The 16,804-nt window shown below is 72.3% G+C and carries 15 protein-coding genes; 12 read left to right on the plus strand and 3 right to left on the minus strand.

Annotated features, from left to right (window positions below; genetic code table 11):
- A complete protein-coding gene (gene serB / locus F7Q99_RS20840) occupies nt 1-1,257 on the minus strand; it encodes a phosphoserine phosphatase SerB (RefSeq protein ID WP_153463548.1) in 1,257 nt (418 codons plus the stop codon).
- Nucleotides 1,258-1,579: 322 nt separating this feature from the next.
- On the opposite strand from serB, the gene F7Q99_RS20845 reads away from it, so the two are divergent.
- The 4 genes from F7Q99_RS20845 (at nt 1,580) to F7Q99_RS20860 (ending at nt 7,255) form a co-directional block, all read left to right on the plus strand.
- Nucleotides 1,580-4,135, plus strand: a complete 2,556-nt coding sequence (locus F7Q99_RS20845; protein ID WP_326846928.1) for an FHA domain-containing protein — start codon at nt 1,580-1,582, stop codon at nt 4,133-4,135.
- Between the two features lie 355 nt (nt 4,136-4,490).
- Nucleotides 4,491-5,588 (plus strand): GAF domain-containing sensor histidine kinase, encoded by a 1,098-nt coding sequence (locus F7Q99_RS20850; RefSeq protein ID WP_153466451.1) that lies wholly within the window; start codon nt 4,491-4,493, stop codon nt 5,586-5,588.
- Nucleotides 5,581-6,237, plus strand: coding sequence for a response regulator transcription factor (locus F7Q99_RS20855; RefSeq protein WP_326846929.1), 657 nt, complete (start codon nt 5,581-5,583; stop codon nt 6,235-6,237). Before F7Q99_RS20850 ends, F7Q99_RS20855 begins: the two co-directional genes overlap by 8 nt.
- Nucleotides 6,238-6,418: 181 nt before the next feature.
- Nucleotides 6,419-7,255 carry a hypothetical protein gene (locus F7Q99_RS20860; RefSeq protein WP_153463555.1) on the plus strand — a complete coding sequence of 279 codons (837 nt, stop codon included), beginning with the start codon at nt 6,419-6,421 and terminating at the stop codon, nt 7,253-7,255.
- A 97-nt stretch (nt 7,256-7,352) separates the two neighbouring features.
- Here the strand turns inward: F7Q99_RS20860 and F7Q99_RS20865 are convergent, their stop codons facing one another.
- A complete protein-coding gene (locus tag F7Q99_RS20865; protein WP_153463558.1) occupies nt 7,353-8,156 on the minus strand; it encodes a hypothetical protein in 804 nt (267 codons plus the stop codon).
- 147 nt (nt 8,157-8,303) lie between these two features.
- Here F7Q99_RS20865 and F7Q99_RS20870 point away from each other — a divergent pair, with 147 nt between their 5' ends.
- The 7 genes from F7Q99_RS20870 to F7Q99_RS20900 all read left to right on the plus strand — a co-directional run bounded on the left by F7Q99_RS20870 (nt 8,304) and on the right by F7Q99_RS20900 (nt 14,167).
- The gene (locus tag F7Q99_RS20870; RefSeq protein ID WP_153463561.1) at nt 8,304-9,095 is read left to right on the plus strand and encodes an ABC transporter ATP-binding protein; all 792 of its coding nucleotides are present in this window, start codon (nt 8,304-8,306) and stop codon (nt 9,093-9,095) included.
- A gap of 131 nt (nt 9,096-9,226) precedes the next feature.
- On the plus strand, nt 9,227-9,637 hold the full coding sequence (locus F7Q99_RS20875; RefSeq protein WP_153466452.1) for an NfeD family protein: 411 nt from the start codon (nt 9,227-9,229) through the stop codon (nt 9,635-9,637).
- Between the two features lie 10 nt (nt 9,638-9,647).
- Nucleotides 9,648-10,706: an SPFH domain-containing protein gene (locus F7Q99_RS20880; RefSeq protein WP_326846930.1), complete on the plus strand. Its 1,059-nt coding sequence runs from the start codon at nt 9,648-9,650 to the stop codon at nt 10,704-10,706.
- A 172-nt stretch (nt 10,707-10,878) separates the two neighbouring features.
- Entirely contained in the window at nt 10,879-11,637 is a 759-nt protein-coding gene (locus tag F7Q99_RS20885; protein WP_153463564.1) for a sulfite exporter TauE/SafE family protein, read from the plus strand.
- 35 nt (nt 11,638-11,672) lie between these two features.
- On the plus strand, nt 11,673-11,852 hold the full coding sequence (locus F7Q99_RS20890; RefSeq protein ID WP_153463567.1) for a DUF1272 domain-containing protein: 180 nt from the start codon (nt 11,673-11,675) through the stop codon (nt 11,850-11,852).
- Nucleotides 11,853-11,890: 38 nt separating this feature from the next.
- Nucleotides 11,891-12,196 (plus strand): 4a-hydroxytetrahydrobiopterin dehydratase, encoded by a 306-nt coding sequence (locus F7Q99_RS20895; RefSeq protein WP_153463570.1) that lies wholly within the window; start codon nt 11,891-11,893, stop codon nt 12,194-12,196.
- A 78-nt stretch (nt 12,197-12,274) separates the two neighbouring features.
- Nucleotides 12,275-14,167 (plus strand): outer membrane protein assembly factor BamB family protein, encoded by a 1,893-nt coding sequence (locus F7Q99_RS20900; protein WP_153463573.1) that lies wholly within the window; start codon nt 12,275-12,277, stop codon nt 14,165-14,167.
- Nucleotides 14,168-14,229: 62 nt separating this feature from the next.
- Here F7Q99_RS20900 and F7Q99_RS20905 read toward each other — a convergent pair whose 3' ends face one another.
- Nucleotides 14,230-14,745 (minus strand): HNH endonuclease, encoded by a 516-nt coding sequence (locus tag F7Q99_RS20905; protein ID WP_326846931.1) that lies wholly within the window; start codon nt 14,743-14,745, stop codon nt 14,230-14,232.
- Between the two features lie 294 nt (nt 14,746-15,039).
- On the opposite strand from F7Q99_RS20905, the gene tyrS reads away from it, so the two are divergent.
- Nucleotides 15,040-16,311 (plus strand): tyrosine--tRNA ligase, encoded by a 1,272-nt coding sequence (gene tyrS / locus F7Q99_RS20910; protein ID WP_326847238.1) that lies wholly within the window; start codon nt 15,040-15,042, stop codon nt 16,309-16,311.
- Nucleotides 16,312-16,804 lie beyond the last annotated feature (493 nt).

The following is a 16,804-nucleotide window of genomic DNA, read 5'->3' on the forward strand; positions in this document are numbered from 1 at the left end:
CTACTCGGTCACGCTGCCGTCCAGGGCGTCCGCCGCCTCGACCTCCTCGCGGGTGATGCCCAGCAGGTACAGCACGGTGTCCAGGAACGGCACGTTCACCGCGGTGTCGGCGGCCTCGCGGACCACCGGCTTGGCGTTGAACGCCACCCCGAGCCCGGCCGCGTTCAGCATGTCCAGGTCGTTGGCGCCGTCGCCGATCGCCACCGTCTGCTCCAGCGGCACCCTGGCCTGCTCGGCGAACCGGGCCAGCCAGCGGGCCTTGCCCGCCCGGTCCACGATCTCGCCGACCACCCGGCCGGTGAACCGGCCGTCCACCACCTCCAGGGTGTTGGCCGCCGCGAAGTCCAGCCCCAGCTGCTCCACCAGATGGTCGGTGACCTGGGTGAACCCGCCCGACACCACCGCCACCTGGAAGCCCAGCCGCTGGAGCGTACGGATCAGGGTCCGCGCTCCCGGCGTGAAACGGACCTCCTCACGCACCTTGTCGGTCACGGAGGCGTCCAGCCCGGCCAGCAGCGCCACCCGGGCGCGCAGCGACTCGGCGAAGTCCAGCTCGCCGCGCATCGCCGCGGCCGTCACCTCGGCGACCTCCTCCTCGCAGCCCGCGTGGGCCGCGAACAGCTCGATCACCTCGTCCTGGATGAGCGTGGAGTCCACGTCCATCACCACCAGGCGCTTGGCCCGGCGCTCCAGCCCGGCCGCCACCACCGCGACGTCCACCCGCTGGGCGGCCGCCTCCTGGGCCAGCTCGCCCCGCAGCTCCTCGGTGGCCACACCCGACACGGCCAGCTCGACCGCCGTCACCGGGTACTTGGCGAGCCGGAACACACGGTCGATGTTGCCGCCCGCGGCGGTGATCCGGGAGGTCAGCGCGGACACCGCGGCGGCGGTCAGCGGGTGGCCGAGCACCGTGACGTGCGAACGGCCCTCCCGGCGCGGCCGGTTGTCGCCGATGCCGGAGATGACCTCGGCCTGGAGCTTCTGCTCCTCCGCCCAGCGGTGCACGGTGACCCGCAGACCGCCCTCGGCGCCGGGCTCGGTGGGCGGGGTGACCAGGGCGCACAGCGTGATCCGGCCCCGGGTCACGACCTGCTCGATGTCGATCACGTCGACGCCGAAGCCGGCCAGGGTGGCGAAGAGGCCGGCGGTGATGCCGGGGCGGTCCTTGCCGAACACCTTGACGAGCAGGGTGCGCTCGTCCTCGGTCCGGGGCTGCGAGGCGGGGAGAGGCTCAGCGGCCAAGGGCGATGCGTTCATGGTGTCTCCCACGCTACCCGTCGGGCGGCGAACGCAGGGCACCCGTCCCACCTCGCGGACGCGCGGGGCCGGAACGAGCTGGACGCCCGGACGGTGTGTGCGGAAACCGGCTGACGTGCAGGTGGCGGGGAGGCGCCGTGGCGGTGCGGCGAACCCCGGTCATCGGGTGGTCGGCGAATCGTTGCCGCCTGGTCACAGTCCCCGGGCCCGACTTTCGTCAGCGGTCGGCGGGCTGGAATGATTCCCCCCGTCAGTTAGCAGGAACAGAGCACCCCGGCCGGGGGCCACAATCGGGGGACCGAGAGAGCGGGGCAGGCGAGCAGTGCCGCAACTCGTCATTGAGATCAACGGACAACAGCGGACTCTGGAGCCGGGGCTGTCCTACACCATCGGGCGCAACCCGCAGTCGGACTTCCCGTTCGACGACGCACGCGTCTCCTGGCACCACGGGACCATGTCCTTCAACGGGTCCGGCTGGCAGCTGGACGACCACGGCAGCACCAACGGCACCTACGTCGCCGGTGCCCGTACCCAGCAGGCCCAGCTGTTCCCGGGGGCCGTCGTCAACCTCGGCAACCCGGAGAACGGCCCCAGGCTCGCCTTCTCCGCACCCGCCCAGGCCGCCGCCCCGCAGGCGCCCGCCTGGCACGAGGCCGCCACCAGCCGCAGCGCCACCCCGGCTCCGCAGCAGCCGGGCCCGCAGCAGGACTGGACGCCGCAGGCCGCCTACCAGCAGCAGCCCGACGCGTGGGCGGGCCAGCCGAACGCCTTCCCGCACCAGCAGGGCGGTCCCCAGGACTTCCCGCAGCAACAGGGCTTCTCGCAGGCTCCGCAGCACGGCGGTGGCGGTGCGCAGCCGACGATGATCCGCAGCCTGGCCGAGATGACCCGCACGCTGCGCATCGGCCGTGCGCTCGACAACGACATCGTGGTCTCCGACCTCCAGGTCTCCCGCCACCACGCCGAGCTGCGCCAGCTGCCCGACGGCCGCTGGGAGATCGTCGACCTCGGCAGCCACAACGGAATCTTCCTCAACGGCCAGCGGGTGCAGCGCCAGCTGATGGGCGCGCAGGACCGGCTGACCGTCGGTCACTCCACGTTCGTCCTGGTCGGCGACCAGCTGCAGGAGTTCGTCGACACCGGCGCGGTCTCCTTCTCCGCCCGCCACCTGACCGTCGAGGTCGAGCACAAGGGCGCCAAGAAGGTCCTGCTCAACGACGTCAGCTTCAGCGTGCCGGAGAAGTCCCTGGTCGCCGTCATCGGCCCGTCCGGCTCCGGCAAGTCGACGCTGCTGCGCGCCCTCACCGGCTACCGCCCCGCCGACCGCGGCGAGGTCCTCTACGACGGCCGCAACCTCTACAAGCAGTTCGCCGAACTCCGTTCGCGCATCGGCCTGGTGCCGCAGTCCGAGATCCTGCACAAGGAACTCACCGTCCGCACCGGCCTCAAGTACGCGGCCCGGCTGCGCTTCCCCGGCGACACCGAGGCCCGCGAGCGCGAGGCGCGGATCGACGAGGTGCTGTACGAGCTGCGCCTGGACAAGCGCGCCGACAACAAGATCACCGCACTCTCGGGCGGCCAGCAGAAGCGCGTCTCGGTCGCCCTGGAACTGCTCACCAAGCCGTCGCTGATCTTCCTGGACGAGCCCACCTCCGGCCTCGACCCGGGCATGGACCGCGAGGTCATGCAGATGCTGCGCGGCCTCGCCGACGACGGCCGCACCATCCTGGTCGTCACCCACTCGGTGGCCGAACTCGCGCTCTGCGACCGGCTGCTGGTGATGGCGCCGGGCGGCTCGGTGGCCTACTTCGGCCCGCCGGACGAGGCGCTGCACTTCTTCGGTTACGAGACCTGGGCGGACGTCTTCCAGGCCTTTGAGAACTACCCCGACCACGACTGGGCCGGCCGCTACCGCGGCTCGGTGCACTACCAGCAGTACTCCGCGGCCGACGTGGAGGCGGGCGACGTCCAGCACGCCCAGATCAACCAGGAGGCGATCAGGCCGCCGAAGCCGCAGAGCTGGGGCTCGCAGCTGTGGACGCTGATCCGCCGCTACATGTCCGTCATCGCCTCGGACAAGGGCTTCCTGGCGCTGTCGGTGCTCCTGCCCGCCGTCATCGGCGCGGTGAGTGTCCTGGTGCCGAACGCGCCAGGGCTCGCACCGAATCCGAAGTCGCAACTGGGTCTCAACAACGGGGCCGCGACGATCATCATGCTCATGGCGATCGGCGCCTGCTTCTCCGGTGCGGCCAACTCCGTCCGCGAGTTGATCAAGGAACGGGCGATCTACGAACGGGAACGGGCCACCGGCCTCTCCCGCTCGGCGTACATGATGTCCAAGATCATCGTGCTGGGCTTCTTCAGCGTGATCCAGGGCGCGGTCATCTCCGCCGTCGGCTTCCTGCCGCGCAAGCTCCCCGAGCACGGCGGCCTGCTGGTGAAGAACCTGCCGGTCATCGAGATGGCCATCGGCATGATCCTGCTGAGCTTCGCCGCGATGATGTTCGGTCTGATGATCTCCGCGCTGGTGAAGACCGCCGAGAAGACCATGCCGCTGCTGGTCATGTTCGCGATCGTCCAGGTCGTCTTCACCGGCTGCCTCTTCCAGATCTTCAGCAAGCCCGGCCTGGAGCAGCTCGCCTGGCTGATGCCCGCCCGCTGGGGCACCGGCATCGTCGCCACCACGCTCGACCTGTCGCACCTCCTGGGTCCCTGGAACAAGGACTTCCAGAACCCGAACTACGACCCGCTGTGGAAGCACAGCGTCGCCCAGTGGTCCATCGACGCGGGCGTGCTGATCGTGATCTCGGTCGTCATCGGCATCCTCGTGACGCGGCTCCAGCGCCGGCACGAGCCCGAGGTCATGCAGAAGGGCTGAGGCCTTCGACCGTCCGTCCCAGGGGCGGCCCTCCCACACGCGGGAGGGCCGCCCCTCGGCGTGTCCGGGGCCCTCGGACCTAGGTCCCCGGACCTGCGTCCCGCGCGGCTGCGGACGGACGCGGAGGCGGGCGGGGCGGCGGTAGGTTGGCGGTATGCCCAGCGCGCCCATGGACCACCGCCCGCCGGTCGGTCCCGTCACCGACGGCCGGATCCCGGACGGCCGGATCTCCGACGGACGGATACCGGTCGGCCAACCTGCCGCCCGGCCCGACGTCCATCCGCACACCGGCCCGCTGCCCGCCTGTGAACCCTGCCTGGCCGGCATCGAGGCGGTCAGCCAGGCGCTGCTCGCGATGAGCCGGCACCTTGAGGTCCGCGAGGTGCTGCGCCGGATCACCGCCTCCGCCCGCGACCTCCTCGGCGCCGAGTACGCGGCCCTCGGCGTCCCCGACGACCACGGCGGCTTCGCCCAGTTCGTCGTCGACGGCATCACCGACGAGCAGTGGCACGCCATCGGCCCGCTGCCCCGACAGCACGGCGTCCTCGCCAAGATGCTCCACGAGACCGGGCCCACCCGGCTCGCCGACGTCCGCAAGGCCCCCGCGTTCGGCGGCTGGCCCGCCGCCCACCCCGAGATGGGCGCCTTCCTCGGCATGCCCATCCTCGACACCGACGCCGCCGAGGACGAACCGCAGGTGATGGGCGTCATCTTCCTCGCCAACAAGCGCGGTGGCGGCCTGTTCACCGACCACGACGAGGAACTGCTGCGGATACTCGCCGCGCACGCCGCCCTCGCCCTGTCCAACGCCCGCCTGTACGAGCGCAGCCGCGAGCTCACCCTCGCCGGCGAACGGGCCCGGATCGCCCACGACCTGCACGACGCCGTCTCGCAGAAGCTCTTCTCGTTGCGGCTCACCGCCAAGGCCGCCGCCAAACTCGTCGACCGCGACCCCGCCCGGGCCCGCGCCGAACTCGCCGAAGTCGCCCGGCTCGCCGCCGAGGCCGCCGACGAACTGCGCGCCGTCGTCGTCGAACTGCGGCCCGCCGCCCTGGAGGAGGACGGGCTCAGCGCCACCCTCGCCTCCCAGGTCCAGGTCCTCGACCGAGCCCACACCGCCGACGTCGCGTTCGCCGCCGACGGCGTCCGCGCCCTCCCGCCAGCCCAGGAGGCCGCGCTGCTGCGGGTCGCCCAGGAGGCCCTGCACAACGCGCTGCGCCACTCCGGCGCCCGTCGCGTCACCGTCACCCTCCTCGGGACGCCCGCGCGCGGGGCCGTCCTGCGGGTGCACGACGACGGGCGCGGCTTCGACCCGGAGTCCGTCCGCCGGGCCGGCAAGCACCTCGGCCTCGCCTCGATGCGCGACCGCGCCGCGGCCGTCGGCGGCACGCTCACCCTGGAATCCGCCCCCGGCCGGGGGACGCTTGTCGAGATGGAGGTCCCCGGTGCCTGACAGCACGCCACCGATCCGCGTCCTGCTGGTCGACGACCACCAGGTCGTCCGGCGCGGTCTGCGCACCTTCCTGGAGGTGCAGGACGACATCGAGGTGGTCGGCGAGGCCGCCGACGGGGCGGAGGGCGTCGACCGCGCCCGGGAGCTCGACCCCGACGTCGTCCTGATGGACCTCAAGATGCCCGGCGTCGACGGCATCGAGGCGCTGCGCACCCTCAAGGGGGAGGGCAGCCGGGCCAGGATCCTGATCGTCACCAGCTTCACCGAGCACCGCACGATGGTCCCCGCCCTGCGGGCCGGTGCCGCCGGGTACGTGTACAAGGACGTCGATCCCGAGGCCCTGGCCGGTGCCATCCGCTCGGTCCACGCCGGACACGTCCTGCTCCAGCCCGAACTCGCGGAGGCCCTGCTCTCCGAAGACGGCCCCCGCGCCCCCCAGGGCCGCGGCGGCACCCTGACCGAGCGCGAGCGCGAGGTGCTCGGGCACATCGCCGACGGCCGCTCGAACCGGGAGATCGCGCGGAGCCTGAACCTGTCGGAGAAGACGGTGAAGACGCACGTGTCGAACATCCTGATGAAGCTGGACCTGGCGGACCGTACGCAAGCCGCCCTCTGGGCCGTCCGGCACGGCGAGGCCCGGGAGAGGTAGCGCGCTCGGGGCGTACGTGGCTCTCGCGGGCGCTGTGCCGTTCGGCAGGTATTCGGGCGGGGCGGGCGTCAGGCGGGGTCTGTGCGTGGGTCGTTCGGCAGGGGTCGGGCCGCACGGAGGTGACGGGCCGTCAGGGCGGTGTGCCAGGCTGAGCGCCGACATCGATCTTCGGGGAGGCCGGATGAACGCGCCACGCAGTGAGTACGGGCCCGTCGTGCTCGCCAACGGGCTGGAGTTGACGTACCGCCTGTTCGAGCGGGCCAGGCACCTGGGCCTGGTGCCGCCACCGGACGTCGAGGACCGGCGGTGGTCCCGGGCGGTGGTGGAGCCGCTGCTGGAGCGCCGTGCGGAGATCGGCGCCGCCCTGGCGGCTGACGCCGCCGAGCGGGCCGCGAAGCTGGCGCGGGAGACCGCCCGGGAGCGGGAGGCCTACGGCCCGGAAGTGCTGCGCCGCCGGCTCGGGCTGGTGCGCTGGCAGTTCGACGAGGCCAGGGAGCGCGGGCTGATCCCCGAGCCCGACACCGACGGCCACGCCTGGTCGGCCGCCGTCGAGGCCGAGCTGCGGGCCCGTGCCGCCGAGATCACGGCCGCGCTGGGCGCCGTCCCCCGGGTCGGGGCGAGCAAGGCGGCCCTCGTCCTGGGCCACGCCACCGGCCTGCCGGTCGCGGCCGAGGACGTCCGGCGGCTCGCCGAGGCGGGCATACTCCGGGCCTCCGGCGAGTTCCGGGGCCATCCCACGTACAGCCGGGAGACCCTGGCGGCGGTGCCGGAGGCCGCGGTCGAGGAGGTCGTCACCGACCGTCTGCGCCGGGCCGAGGCGGAGGCGGAGGCCGCCGCCGAGGCCCTGCGGCACCGGCTGGCCGAGAGCCTGTCGGCGGAGGAGGCGGCCGAGGAGCTGGGCTGGTCCGTCCGCCGCCTGGCGGCGGTCACGGAGAAGGGCGGCCTGACCCGCGGGCCTGACGGCCGGTACGAGCGTGCGGAGGTGATGGCGCTGGCCGCGGCCGACCCATGGCGGTAGGCGGCCCGGGCACCGCATGACGCCGGGCCCGCCGGGTGCGCCCGGCCGCATCCGCAGGGTGCTCGTCCCGGCGGAGCGGCCGGAGGGCCACCGGGCGTCAGCGGTCCTCGCGTTCGTCGACGAGCGCGTTGTAGGCGGCCACCTGGGCGCGGCGGGCGGTGCGCCACAGCGGGGCGAGGACGGACTGACGTGCGGCCATCTCCGAGGCGCTGACGGCGGCGCCGTGGCCGCCGGAGGCGATCGACAGGAGGGCGGACACCTGGCGGGCCGACTCCAGCACGCGGACGGCGCGGGGCGGGTAACCGGGGGCGAGCAGTTCGGCGTGGCCCCGCCGGCGGTACGCGTCCAGCGAGCGCAGCGCCTCCGGTCCGGCGCCGGCCACGTCGAGCCGGGTGAGCAGGACGGTCGCCTCGCGCAGCCCGTCGGCGAGCTCGCGTTCGGCCTCGTGCAGCGACGGCACGTCCGCCGGCGGTGCGTCCTCGATCGCCGAGCAGCGCCACAGCACCGTCGCCGAACGGTCCCCGGCCGGGCCGAACACCTCGACCTCCGGCACCAGCCCGAGTGGCACGCCCACCGCGAGGACGGCCTCGCCCGCGCCCATCGCGCGCTCGTTGAAGGGCGCCGGGCCGGTCAGCCCGAGGGGGTGTCCGGCGGAGGGCAGCGCCAGGCGCAGGCCCTGCACGCCGAGCACCCGAAGCCGACCCAGGGCCCAAGTGAGCCCGTGCTGCTCGCCCGGTGCGTCCCCGGGCAGGCCGGTCACGCGATGGCTCTCGTCGTCGCCGAGGACGGCCGCGGCGGCGTTGTCGGGCGGGACCAGTCCGGCGAGCAGGGCGTTGCCCCACGCGGTCAGCCGCCCCGAGCGGGGCTCTTCGTACGGATTGTCGGCAGGAGTCGGGAGCATCCGGCCAGCCTACGGAATCGGCGGTCATCCGCGTGGCGTAGGTTTGCCCATGCGTGTGCGGCGCACCCACCCGTGCCCACCGGCTGCCGGAGTAGGCTCGCCGCCCGCACCCGACGGCCGAGATTTTGTATTGGGGAAGGCGTAGGCATGAGCGACGTGCTGGAGCTGGTGGACGTATCCGTGGTCCGGGAAGGGCGCGCGCTGGTCGACCAGGTCTCGTGGTCCATCTCCGAGGGCGAGCGTTGGGTCATCCTGGGCCCCAACGGCGCCGGGAAGACCACCCTGCTGCAGATCGCCGCCACCTACCTGTTCCCGACCGCGGGCAAGGTCTCGGTGCTCGGCGAGAAGCTGGGCGAGGTCGACGTCTTCGAACTGCGCTCCCGGATCGGCCTGGCCGGCGCCGCGATGTTCGACAAGCTGCCGGCCGAGCAGACGGTGCTGCAGACCGTGCTGACCGCCGCCTACGGCATGACGGTCAGCTGGCAGGAGACCTACGAGCAGTCGGACGAGTCCCGCGCGCTCGCGCTGCTGGACCGCCTCGGCATGGCCAAGCTCACCGCCCGCAAGTTCGGCACCCTGTCCGAGGGCGAGCGCAAGCGCACCCTGATCGCCCGCGCCCTGATGACCGACCCGGAGCTGCTGCTGCTGGACGAGCCGGCCGCCGGTCTGGACCTCGGCGGCCGCGAGGACCTGGTCCGCCGCCTCGGCGCGCTGGCCCAGGACGAGTTCGCGCCGGCGATGGCGATGGTGACCCACCACGTCGAGGAGATCGCCCCCGGCTTCACCCACGTCCTGATGATCCGCCAGGGCAAGGTGCTGGCCGCCGGCCCGATCGACACCGAGCTGACCGCCCGGAACCTGTCGAAGTGCTTCGGCCTGCCGCTGACCCTGGAGCGCCACGGTGACCGCTGGTCGGCGCAGGGTCTGCCGCTGGGCTGAGCCCCCGTCAGGCCGCCGTCCCGCACGCCGCCGGAACCGGTCGCACGCGCGACCGGTTTCCGCCCCTCGACCTGCGGGAACTGTCCGCCACGAAGGCCCTTCGTCCCTAGGATGGACTCGTGGACAGCTGGATGTGGTGGCTCCTGGCCGCCGTCGGGCTCGGCATACCGCTGGTGCTCACCGCGATGCCGGAGTTCGCCATGTTCGCCGTCGGCGCGCTGGCCGCGGCCGGGGTGGCCGGGCTCGGGGCGGGGGTGGTCTGGCAGACCCTGACCTTCGTCGTGGTCTCGGTCGCCCAGTTGGTCGTCCTGCGCCCGATCGCCTACCGGGAACTCAAAAAGGGCCCGCACATCAAGATGGGCATCGAGGCGCTCCAGGGCGCCACCGCGGTCGTCGCGGAAACCGTCGACGGGGAGGGCGGACGGATCAAGCTGAACGGCGAGATCTGGTCGGCCCGCGCGCTCAACCCGGGCAGCGTGTACCAGCCGGGGCAGCAGGTCGACGTCGTCGAAATCCAGGGCGCGACCGCCCTGGTCGTCTAGGGGAGAGTCCGTGGAACCCGTCCTTATCGTTTTGGTCGTCCTGGTCGTGGTGGCCTTCATCGCGCTGATCAAGACGATCCAGGTCATCCCGCAAGCCAGCGCCGCGATCGTGGAGCGCTTCGGCCGCTACACCCGGACGCTCAACGCAGGCCTGAACATCGTCGTCCCGTTCATCGACCGGGTGCGCAACCGGATCGACCTGCGCGAGCAGGTCGTGCCGTTCCCGCCCCAGCCGGTGATCACCCAGGACAACCTGGTCGTCAACATCGACACCGTCATCTACTACCAGGTCACCGACCCCCGCGCGGCCACCTACGAGGTCGCCAGCTACATCCAGGCGATCGAGCAGCTGACCGTCACCACGCTGCGCAACATCATCGGCTCGATGGACCTCGAATCCACCCTGACCTCGCGCGAGGTCATCAACGCCGGCCTGCGCGGCGTCCTGGACGAGGCCACCGGCAAGTGGGGCATCCGGGTCAACCGCGTCGAGCTGAAGGCGATCGAGCCGCCGACCTCCATCCAGGACTCGATGGAGAAGCAGATGCGCGCCGACCGTGACAAGCGCGCCGCGATCCTCACCGCCGAGGGCCAGCGCCAGGCGCAGATCCTCAAGGCCGAGGGTGAGAAGCAGGCCGAGGTGCTCAAGGCCGAGGGTGAGGCCCAGGCCGCGGTGCTGCGCGCCGACGGTGAGGCGGCGGCGATCCGGACGGTCTTCGAGGCGATCCACGACGGCGACGCCGACCAGAAGCTGCTCGCCTACCAGTACCTGCAGACCCTGCCCGAGCTGGCCAAGGGTGACTCCAACAAGCTGTGGATCATCCCGAGCGAGGTCGGCGACGCGCTCAAGGGCCTCGGCGGCGCGTTCAACGGCCTGACCGGCAACGGCGGGGTGAACGGCGGCGCGGTCGCGGCCCCGAGCATTCCGGCGCCGGCTTCTTCGGCCCCGTCGGCCACCCAGGTGCCGCTCGACCCGGCGGCCGGCCCGCGCCCGGTGGACACCGAGAAGGGCGCCGCCCGCCCCCGGGCGGACCAGGGCCGCGAGTACCGCGAGATCGACCCGGAGTGACCGGCTGAACGTTCCGGCCCAGGGGCCCGCCGCCGTACGCGAGACGTACGCCGGCGGGCCCCCTGCGTCCGGGACGAACGTTTCGCATCGTGGTCGGCCCTGGTCCGGTCGGCGGACCGTCCGGCATGATCCTCTCGGACGGGACGGACAGGACCGAGAGGAGAGGTGACCCATGACGCTCTGGGAGGCGATCGCCGTCCTGGTGGCGGGCGTCGGTGCCGGGATGATCAACGTGATCGTCGGCTCCGGCACCCTGATCACCTTCCCGGTGCTGCTCGCCGTCGGCATCCCGCCGGTCACCGCCAACGTCTCCAACTCCTTCGGCCTGGTGCCGGGTTCGCTCAGCGGCGTGATCGGCTACCGCCGCGAGCTGGCCGGCCAGCGCCGCCGCCTGCTGCGCCTGGGCAGTGCCTCGCTGCTCGGCGGTCTGGTCGGCGCGATGCTGCTGATCACCCTGCCGAGCGGCGCCTTCGACGCGATCGTCCCGGTGCTGATCCTGCTGGCCCTCGTCCTCGTGGTGATCCAGCCGAAGGTGGCCAGGGCCGTCGCCGCCCGCCGGCACCCCGACGGGGACCCGGACGGCAGCCTGGTGCTGCTCGGCGGCGTCTTCCTCACCGGCGTCTACGGCGGGTACTTCGGCGCCGCGCAGGGCGTCCTGCTGATGGCGCTGATGGGCATGCTGCTCCAGGAGGACCTCCAGCGGATCAACGCCGTGAAGAACGCGCTCGCCATGACCGTCAACGCCGTCGCCGCGCTCTTCTTCCTGTTCACCGCGACGGTGAACTGGGCCGCAGCCGGGCTGATCGCGGCGGGCTCGCTGGTAGGCGGTCTGCTCGGCGCCAAGGTCGGCCGCCGCCTTCCGCCGGCCGTGCTGCGCGGGGTCATCGTGGTGGTGGGCCTGGCGGCCGTCACCAAGCTGTTGATGAGTTGAACGTCTGTCAGAAGATCCGAGTGGAGGAGCGCGTCATGGCCCTGGAGATGCGCGAGACCTGCGAGCGCTGCGAGGTGTCGCTCACCGCGGACGGCCCCGCCTCGATATGTTCCTACGAGTGCACCTTCTGCCCGGACTGCACCGATGCCATGGCGGCCACCTGCCCCAACCGCGGTGGCGAGCTGGTGACCCGCCCGCGCCGGAAGGCCGCCTGACCCGCACCCCGACCCGACGACGCACCGGGAGCGCTTCGATGAGCAGCAGAGCACGGCTGAGCGAGGACGAGATCACGGCGGCCCTGGCCGCGCTTCCGCAGTGGTCCCGGGAGGGCGACAGCATCGCCCGCACCGCCGATGCCCCCGACTTCCCGGCAGCCGTCCGGGTGGTCGTCGCCGTCGCCGAACAGGCCGAGGCGCTGGACCACCACCCCGACATCGACATCCGCTGGCGCACCCTGCGCTTCGTCCTCTCCACCCACAGCGCCGGCGGGCTCACCGGCCTGGACTTCACCATGGCCGCCCGGATCGACGAGGCCCTGCGCGCCGAGTCCGCCGCCTGACGGAGGCCGGAGCAGGGCACTCCGGCGAGCGTGAGATGCTGACTGCCGCAGTGCAGGCGGCGCGGGAGGACGGAACGGATGGCGCAGGAGCCCTTCGAAGACGCCCAGCAGCCGTGGTACCACCAGGCGCAGCAGCAGGACTGGCAGAACGGTGGGTACCACGAGCCCCAGCAGGTGCCGCAGTCGCACCAGCCGTATCAGGAGCAGTGGCAGACGACCGCCGGCTACGGCCAGGCCCAGGCCGAGTACGGGCAGACCGGGTACGGGCAGTCCGAGTACGGCCAGACCGGGTACGCGCAGGGCGAGTACACGCAAGGCGGCTACGCCCAGGGCGGCTACGCCGAGGAGCAGCACCAGCCGTACTACCAGTACACGGACCCCGGGCAGCAGCAGTACGCGCAGTACGCCGTCCCGCAGCAGCCCGCGGGGGACGGCCTGTACGTCCCGGCGGGCGCGGAGTACTCGGCCGACGGGTACGTGCAGGCCGAGCCGGCCGAACCGGAGCCCGTCGTACCGCAGGAGCCGGAGGCACCGACCGCCCCCGAGCCCGCCACTTCGTCCCGCGGCGGCGCCCGCCGGGGTGCCGGTGACGGCAACGGGAGTTCCTCGCTCGCGGCCAAGGCCCGGGCCGCGGCCGACGCGGTCGTCTCCGGTGAGCACGTGCCCAGCCGGCGCGCGCTGCTGGTGCGCACCGGGGCCGGAGTCGCCGCGCTCGGTGTGCTCGTCGTGGCCGCTCTGACGGTGGGCGTCGAGGGAAGCGGCAGCGCGTCCACGGAGGCCGGCGGGGGCGGCGAGCCCGGCTTCACCGTCGCCCACACCAAGGCGTGGGCCGCGCAGCCCGCGGCGGCCGGGCAGCCGGGGGGCGATGACACGCTGGTCGGCAGCTGGCTGCTGGCCGACGCGGTGGTTCGGGCCGACGCCACCGGCGTGCGCGCGTACGACCTCGCGGCCGGCAAGCCCGTCTGGTCCGTCGAGCCGCCGGCCGCCGGGGCCGTGCCGTGCGGCCTGTCGACGGGCGTGAACCCGTCCGGCCTGGGCGCGGCGCTGTTCCGGCCGCAGGCCGACCCGAAGAGCCCGTGCACGCTGGTCGCGGCCGTGGACACCAAGACCGGCAAGACCGCCTGGACGAAGAGCGTCTCGGACGCCAAGGGCGCCTACACCGCGCGGATCGGCGTCACCGAGGACAAGGTCATAGCCGTCGGCGACGACCGCGCGATCGCCTGGGGGGCCGCCGACGGCAAGGACGTCTGGCAGTACACCGGACAGGGCAAGTTCTGCACGCTCTCCGGCGGCGTCACCGGCAAGACCGTGCTGGTCGCCTCCTCCTGCGCCGACTCGACCCCCGCCGACCAGGCCGTCGCGCTGAACACCGCGGACGGCAAGGTCAGCTGGTGGCGCGGCCTGAACAACAAGCCGAAGACGGTGACGGTGCTCTCCGCCGAGCCCGCCGTCGTCCTCACCACCGGCGAGAAGCCGGCCAACGACCGGGTCTTCGCGTGGGGCGCGGGCGGCGACCCGGCCGCGGAGATCCCGGTCGTGGGCGACGGCGGCCGGCTGGACGTCGCCCACGGCACGTTTTCGGCCACACCCGGGGTGTTCTTCCAGGACCGGACGATGGTCACCACGCTCGTCCCGTCGAACGGCGGCGGAGCGGTCGCCGCGGTCGGCTACGACCTCGACAGCGGCAAGCAGAGCTGGAAGGCCCCGGCCACCGAGAAGGGCGCGGTCCGGGCGGTCGCGGTCGACGGCGGCTCCCTGGTGCTCGCCGCCGACGAACGCCGCGACCAGCCCGCCCACCTCAGCCGCTTCTCGCTGACCGGCGGCCACGAGTCGACCGGCGGCAACTTCCCGCAGGGCACCGGCTCGCTGCTGATCTCCGGCCGGGTGCTGATCGGCGCCGGCAAGGTCCTCGTGATACCCGAGCACTCGGCCAACTTCGGCACGGCGGCCGGCTACCAGGCGAAGGGCTGACCGAGGCGAAGGGCCGACCGAGGCGAGGGGCAGGCCGGCCGCCGATCCGGTTCGAGGCACCCTCAGGCCGCGGGCACGGCCGGCAGCCAGTCGGCGAGCTCTCGGGCCTCCGAGTCGCGCAGGCCGAGCGCCAGCATCAGGGTCGCCTGCGGAGTCGGCACGAAGGGCCGGCGCAGCAGGTTCATCCCGGCCTGCTCCGGCGTCCGGTCCGCCTTGTGCTGGTTGTCCTCGGCGCACGCGGCGACCGTGTTCAGCCAGCTGTCCTCGCCTCCGCGCGACCGGGGCTGCAGGTGGTCCACCGTGGTGGCCCGCCGCCCGCAGTAGGCGCACAGGTGCTGGTCCCGGGCCAGGACTCCCCGCCGCGACCACGGCGCCTGTTGTCGGAACGGCACCCGTACGTACCGCTGCAGTCTGATCACCCGGGGCACCGGGACGGTGATGCCCGTACCGCGGACCGTGCGTAGCGGGTGCGCCTGCTCCACCACGGCCTTGTCTTGGAGCACCAGGACGACGGCGCGCTGGAGCGACACCGTTGTCAAAGGCTCGTAGCTCGCGTTCAGAACCAGCGTGTTGCGCACCTCGGCACACCCTTTCCCCGGGCGTGCCACGGCGGCACGACCGTCTCCACACACGTCACTGCCGCCGCACGGCGGTGGGACCACTCTGAATGGGCCCATAGCCGACGAACAACGGAATTTCCGGTGTCGGCGCGGGGCCCGAGGACGGGCGGGCGCGGGGCCGACGCGGAACCTCGGGGAAAACTCGCTGGCCGGGACCGCGTAGGCTCTATCAGGCTGGAGTCGTACCGACCCGGGCCCGACCGAACCGGGCCAGCACCGGGGCGGGCGCCCGATCGAAGGAGAAGCGTGACCGTGACGGACATCGTCGACGAGCTGCGGTGGCGTGGGCTGATCGCCCTGTCCACCGACGAGGACGCACTGCGCAAGGCGTTCGCGGACGGCCCGGTCACGTTCTATTGCGGCTTCGACCCGACGGCCCCCAGCCTGCACCTCGGCAACCTGGTGCAGATCCTCACCATGCGCCGCATCCAGCAGGCGGGGAACCTCCCGCTCGGCCTGGTCGGCGGCGCGACGGGCCTGATCGGCGACCCGAAGCCCACCGCCGAGCGCGTTCTCAACGACCCGGAGACGGTGGCCGGCTGGGTCGAGCGCCTGCGGGGCCAGATCTCCCGCTTCCTCGACTTCGAGGGCCCCTACGCGGCACGGATGGTCAACAACCTGGACTGGACGTCCGGGATGTCCGCCATCAGCCTGCTGCGCGACGTGGGCAAGTACTTCCGCGTCAACAACATGATCGCCAAGGAGGCTGTCTCCCGGCGGCTCAACTCCGACGCGGGCATCAGCTACACCGAGTTCAGCTACCAGATCCTCCAGGGCATGGACTACCTGGAGCTGAACCGCCGCTACGGCTGCACCCTGCAGACCGGCGGCAGCGACCAGTGGGGCAACCTCACCGCCGGCACGGACCTGATCCGTAAGGCCGAGGCCAAGTCCGTGCACGCGCTGGCCACGCCGCTGATCGTCAAGGCCGACGGCACCAAGTTCGGCAAGACCGAGTCCGGCACGGTCTGGCTCGACCCCGAGCTGACCACCCCGTACGCCTTCTACCAGTTCTGGCTGAACGCGGACGACCGGGACGTCTCCAACTTCCTGCGGATCTTCAGCTTCCGCTCGAAGGAGGAGATCGACGAGCTGGAGCGCGAGACCGCCGAGCGCCCCGCCGCCCGCCTCGCCCAGCGCGCCCTCGCCGAGGAGCTCACCACCCTCGTCCACGGCGCCGACCAGTACGAGCGTGCGGTCGCCGCGTCGAAGGCGCTGTTCGGCCAGGGTGACCTCGCCGACCTCGAGGCCCCGACCCTGGCCGCCGCGCTGGCCGAGGTCCCGAAGGCCGAGGTCGCCGAACTCCAGCCGGTGGTCGACCTGTTGGTCGCCGTCGGCCTGGCGCCGAGCCGTTCGGCCGCCCGCCGGACGATCAAGGAGGGCGGCGCCTACCTCAACAACGTCAAGGTGACGGATGAGGAGGCGGTCCCGACCGAGGCCGACCTGCTGCACGGCCGCTGGCTCGTGCTGCGCCGCGGCAAGCGCAACCTGGCGGCGGCGGAGCTGGCCCCGGCCGGCGCGTGACCGCAGGTATGACCGACGGTGTGACCGAAACCCGACGCCGCTGACCTGCGGCTTTGTCGACCAAGGGCGGGATCCAGCCGGATCCCGCCCTTGATGTTTCCCGACGTTTGACGATGACGTCCGAGTGGCCTAGTGTTGAACGAGTCGCTGAAGCGGCCACCTACTCGGCAAGTCCCACTCTCACCCTCAACGCCCATTCGGTTGGGTTCGTTGGCGTTCCCGTCGACGGTTGGTGGGAGTGAATTTCAGGTGACAGCCTGAATACGCTAATGTAGGAGCCGCCGCAGAAAGTGGGCCCGACCAGTTCGGGAAAGTCGGATGAATGAAACTCCGGAAAAACGGAGCGGAAAACATCTGATAAGCTGGAAACACGAAAGAACGAAGCGCCCGGAGGGCCCGCTGGAAGGCGGCCTGAAGGAAGTGTCCGTTCCTTGAGAACTCAACAGCGTGCCAAAAGTCAACGCCAGATATGTTGACATCCCCGGCCTCGGTC

It is taken from the genome of Streptomyces kaniharaensis (assembly GCF_009569385.1).
GTDB classification, from domain to species: domain Bacteria; phylum Actinomycetota; class Actinomycetes; order Streptomycetales; family Streptomycetaceae; genus Kitasatospora; species Kitasatospora kaniharaensis.

Excerpts from the sequence above, each read along its gene's own strand:
- serB (WP_153463548.1), bottom strand. The coding sequence starts at position 1,257 with ATGAACGCATCGCCCTTGGCCGCTGAGCCTCTCCCCGCCTCGCAGCCC.
- F7Q99_RS20850 (WP_153466451.1), top strand. The coding sequence starts at position 4,491 with ATGAGCCGGCACCTTGAGGTCCGCGAGGTGCTGCGCCGGATCACCGCC.
- F7Q99_RS20860 (WP_153463555.1), top strand. The coding sequence starts at position 6,419 with ATGAACGCGCCACGCAGTGAGTACGGGCCCGTCGTGCTCGCCAACGGG.
- F7Q99_RS20865 (WP_153463558.1), bottom strand. The coding sequence starts at position 8,156 with ATGCTCCCGACTCCTGCCGACAATCCGTACGAAGAGCCCCGCTCGGGG.
- F7Q99_RS20870 (WP_153463561.1), top strand. The coding sequence starts at position 8,304 with ATGAGCGACGTGCTGGAGCTGGTGGACGTATCCGTGGTCCGGGAAGGG.
- F7Q99_RS20875 (WP_153466452.1), top strand. The coding sequence starts at position 9,227 with ATGTGGTGGCTCCTGGCCGCCGTCGGGCTCGGCATACCGCTGGTGCTC.
- F7Q99_RS20885 (WP_153463564.1), top strand. The coding sequence starts at position 10,879 with ATGACGCTCTGGGAGGCGATCGCCGTCCTGGTGGCGGGCGTCGGTGCC.
- F7Q99_RS20890 (WP_153463567.1), top strand. The coding sequence starts at position 11,673 with ATGGCCCTGGAGATGCGCGAGACCTGCGAGCGCTGCGAGGTGTCGCTC.
- F7Q99_RS20895 (WP_153463570.1), top strand. The coding sequence starts at position 11,891 with ATGAGCAGCAGAGCACGGCTGAGCGAGGACGAGATCACGGCGGCCCTG.
- F7Q99_RS20900 (WP_153463573.1), top strand. The coding sequence starts at position 12,275 with ATGGCGCAGGAGCCCTTCGAAGACGCCCAGCAGCCGTGGTACCACCAG.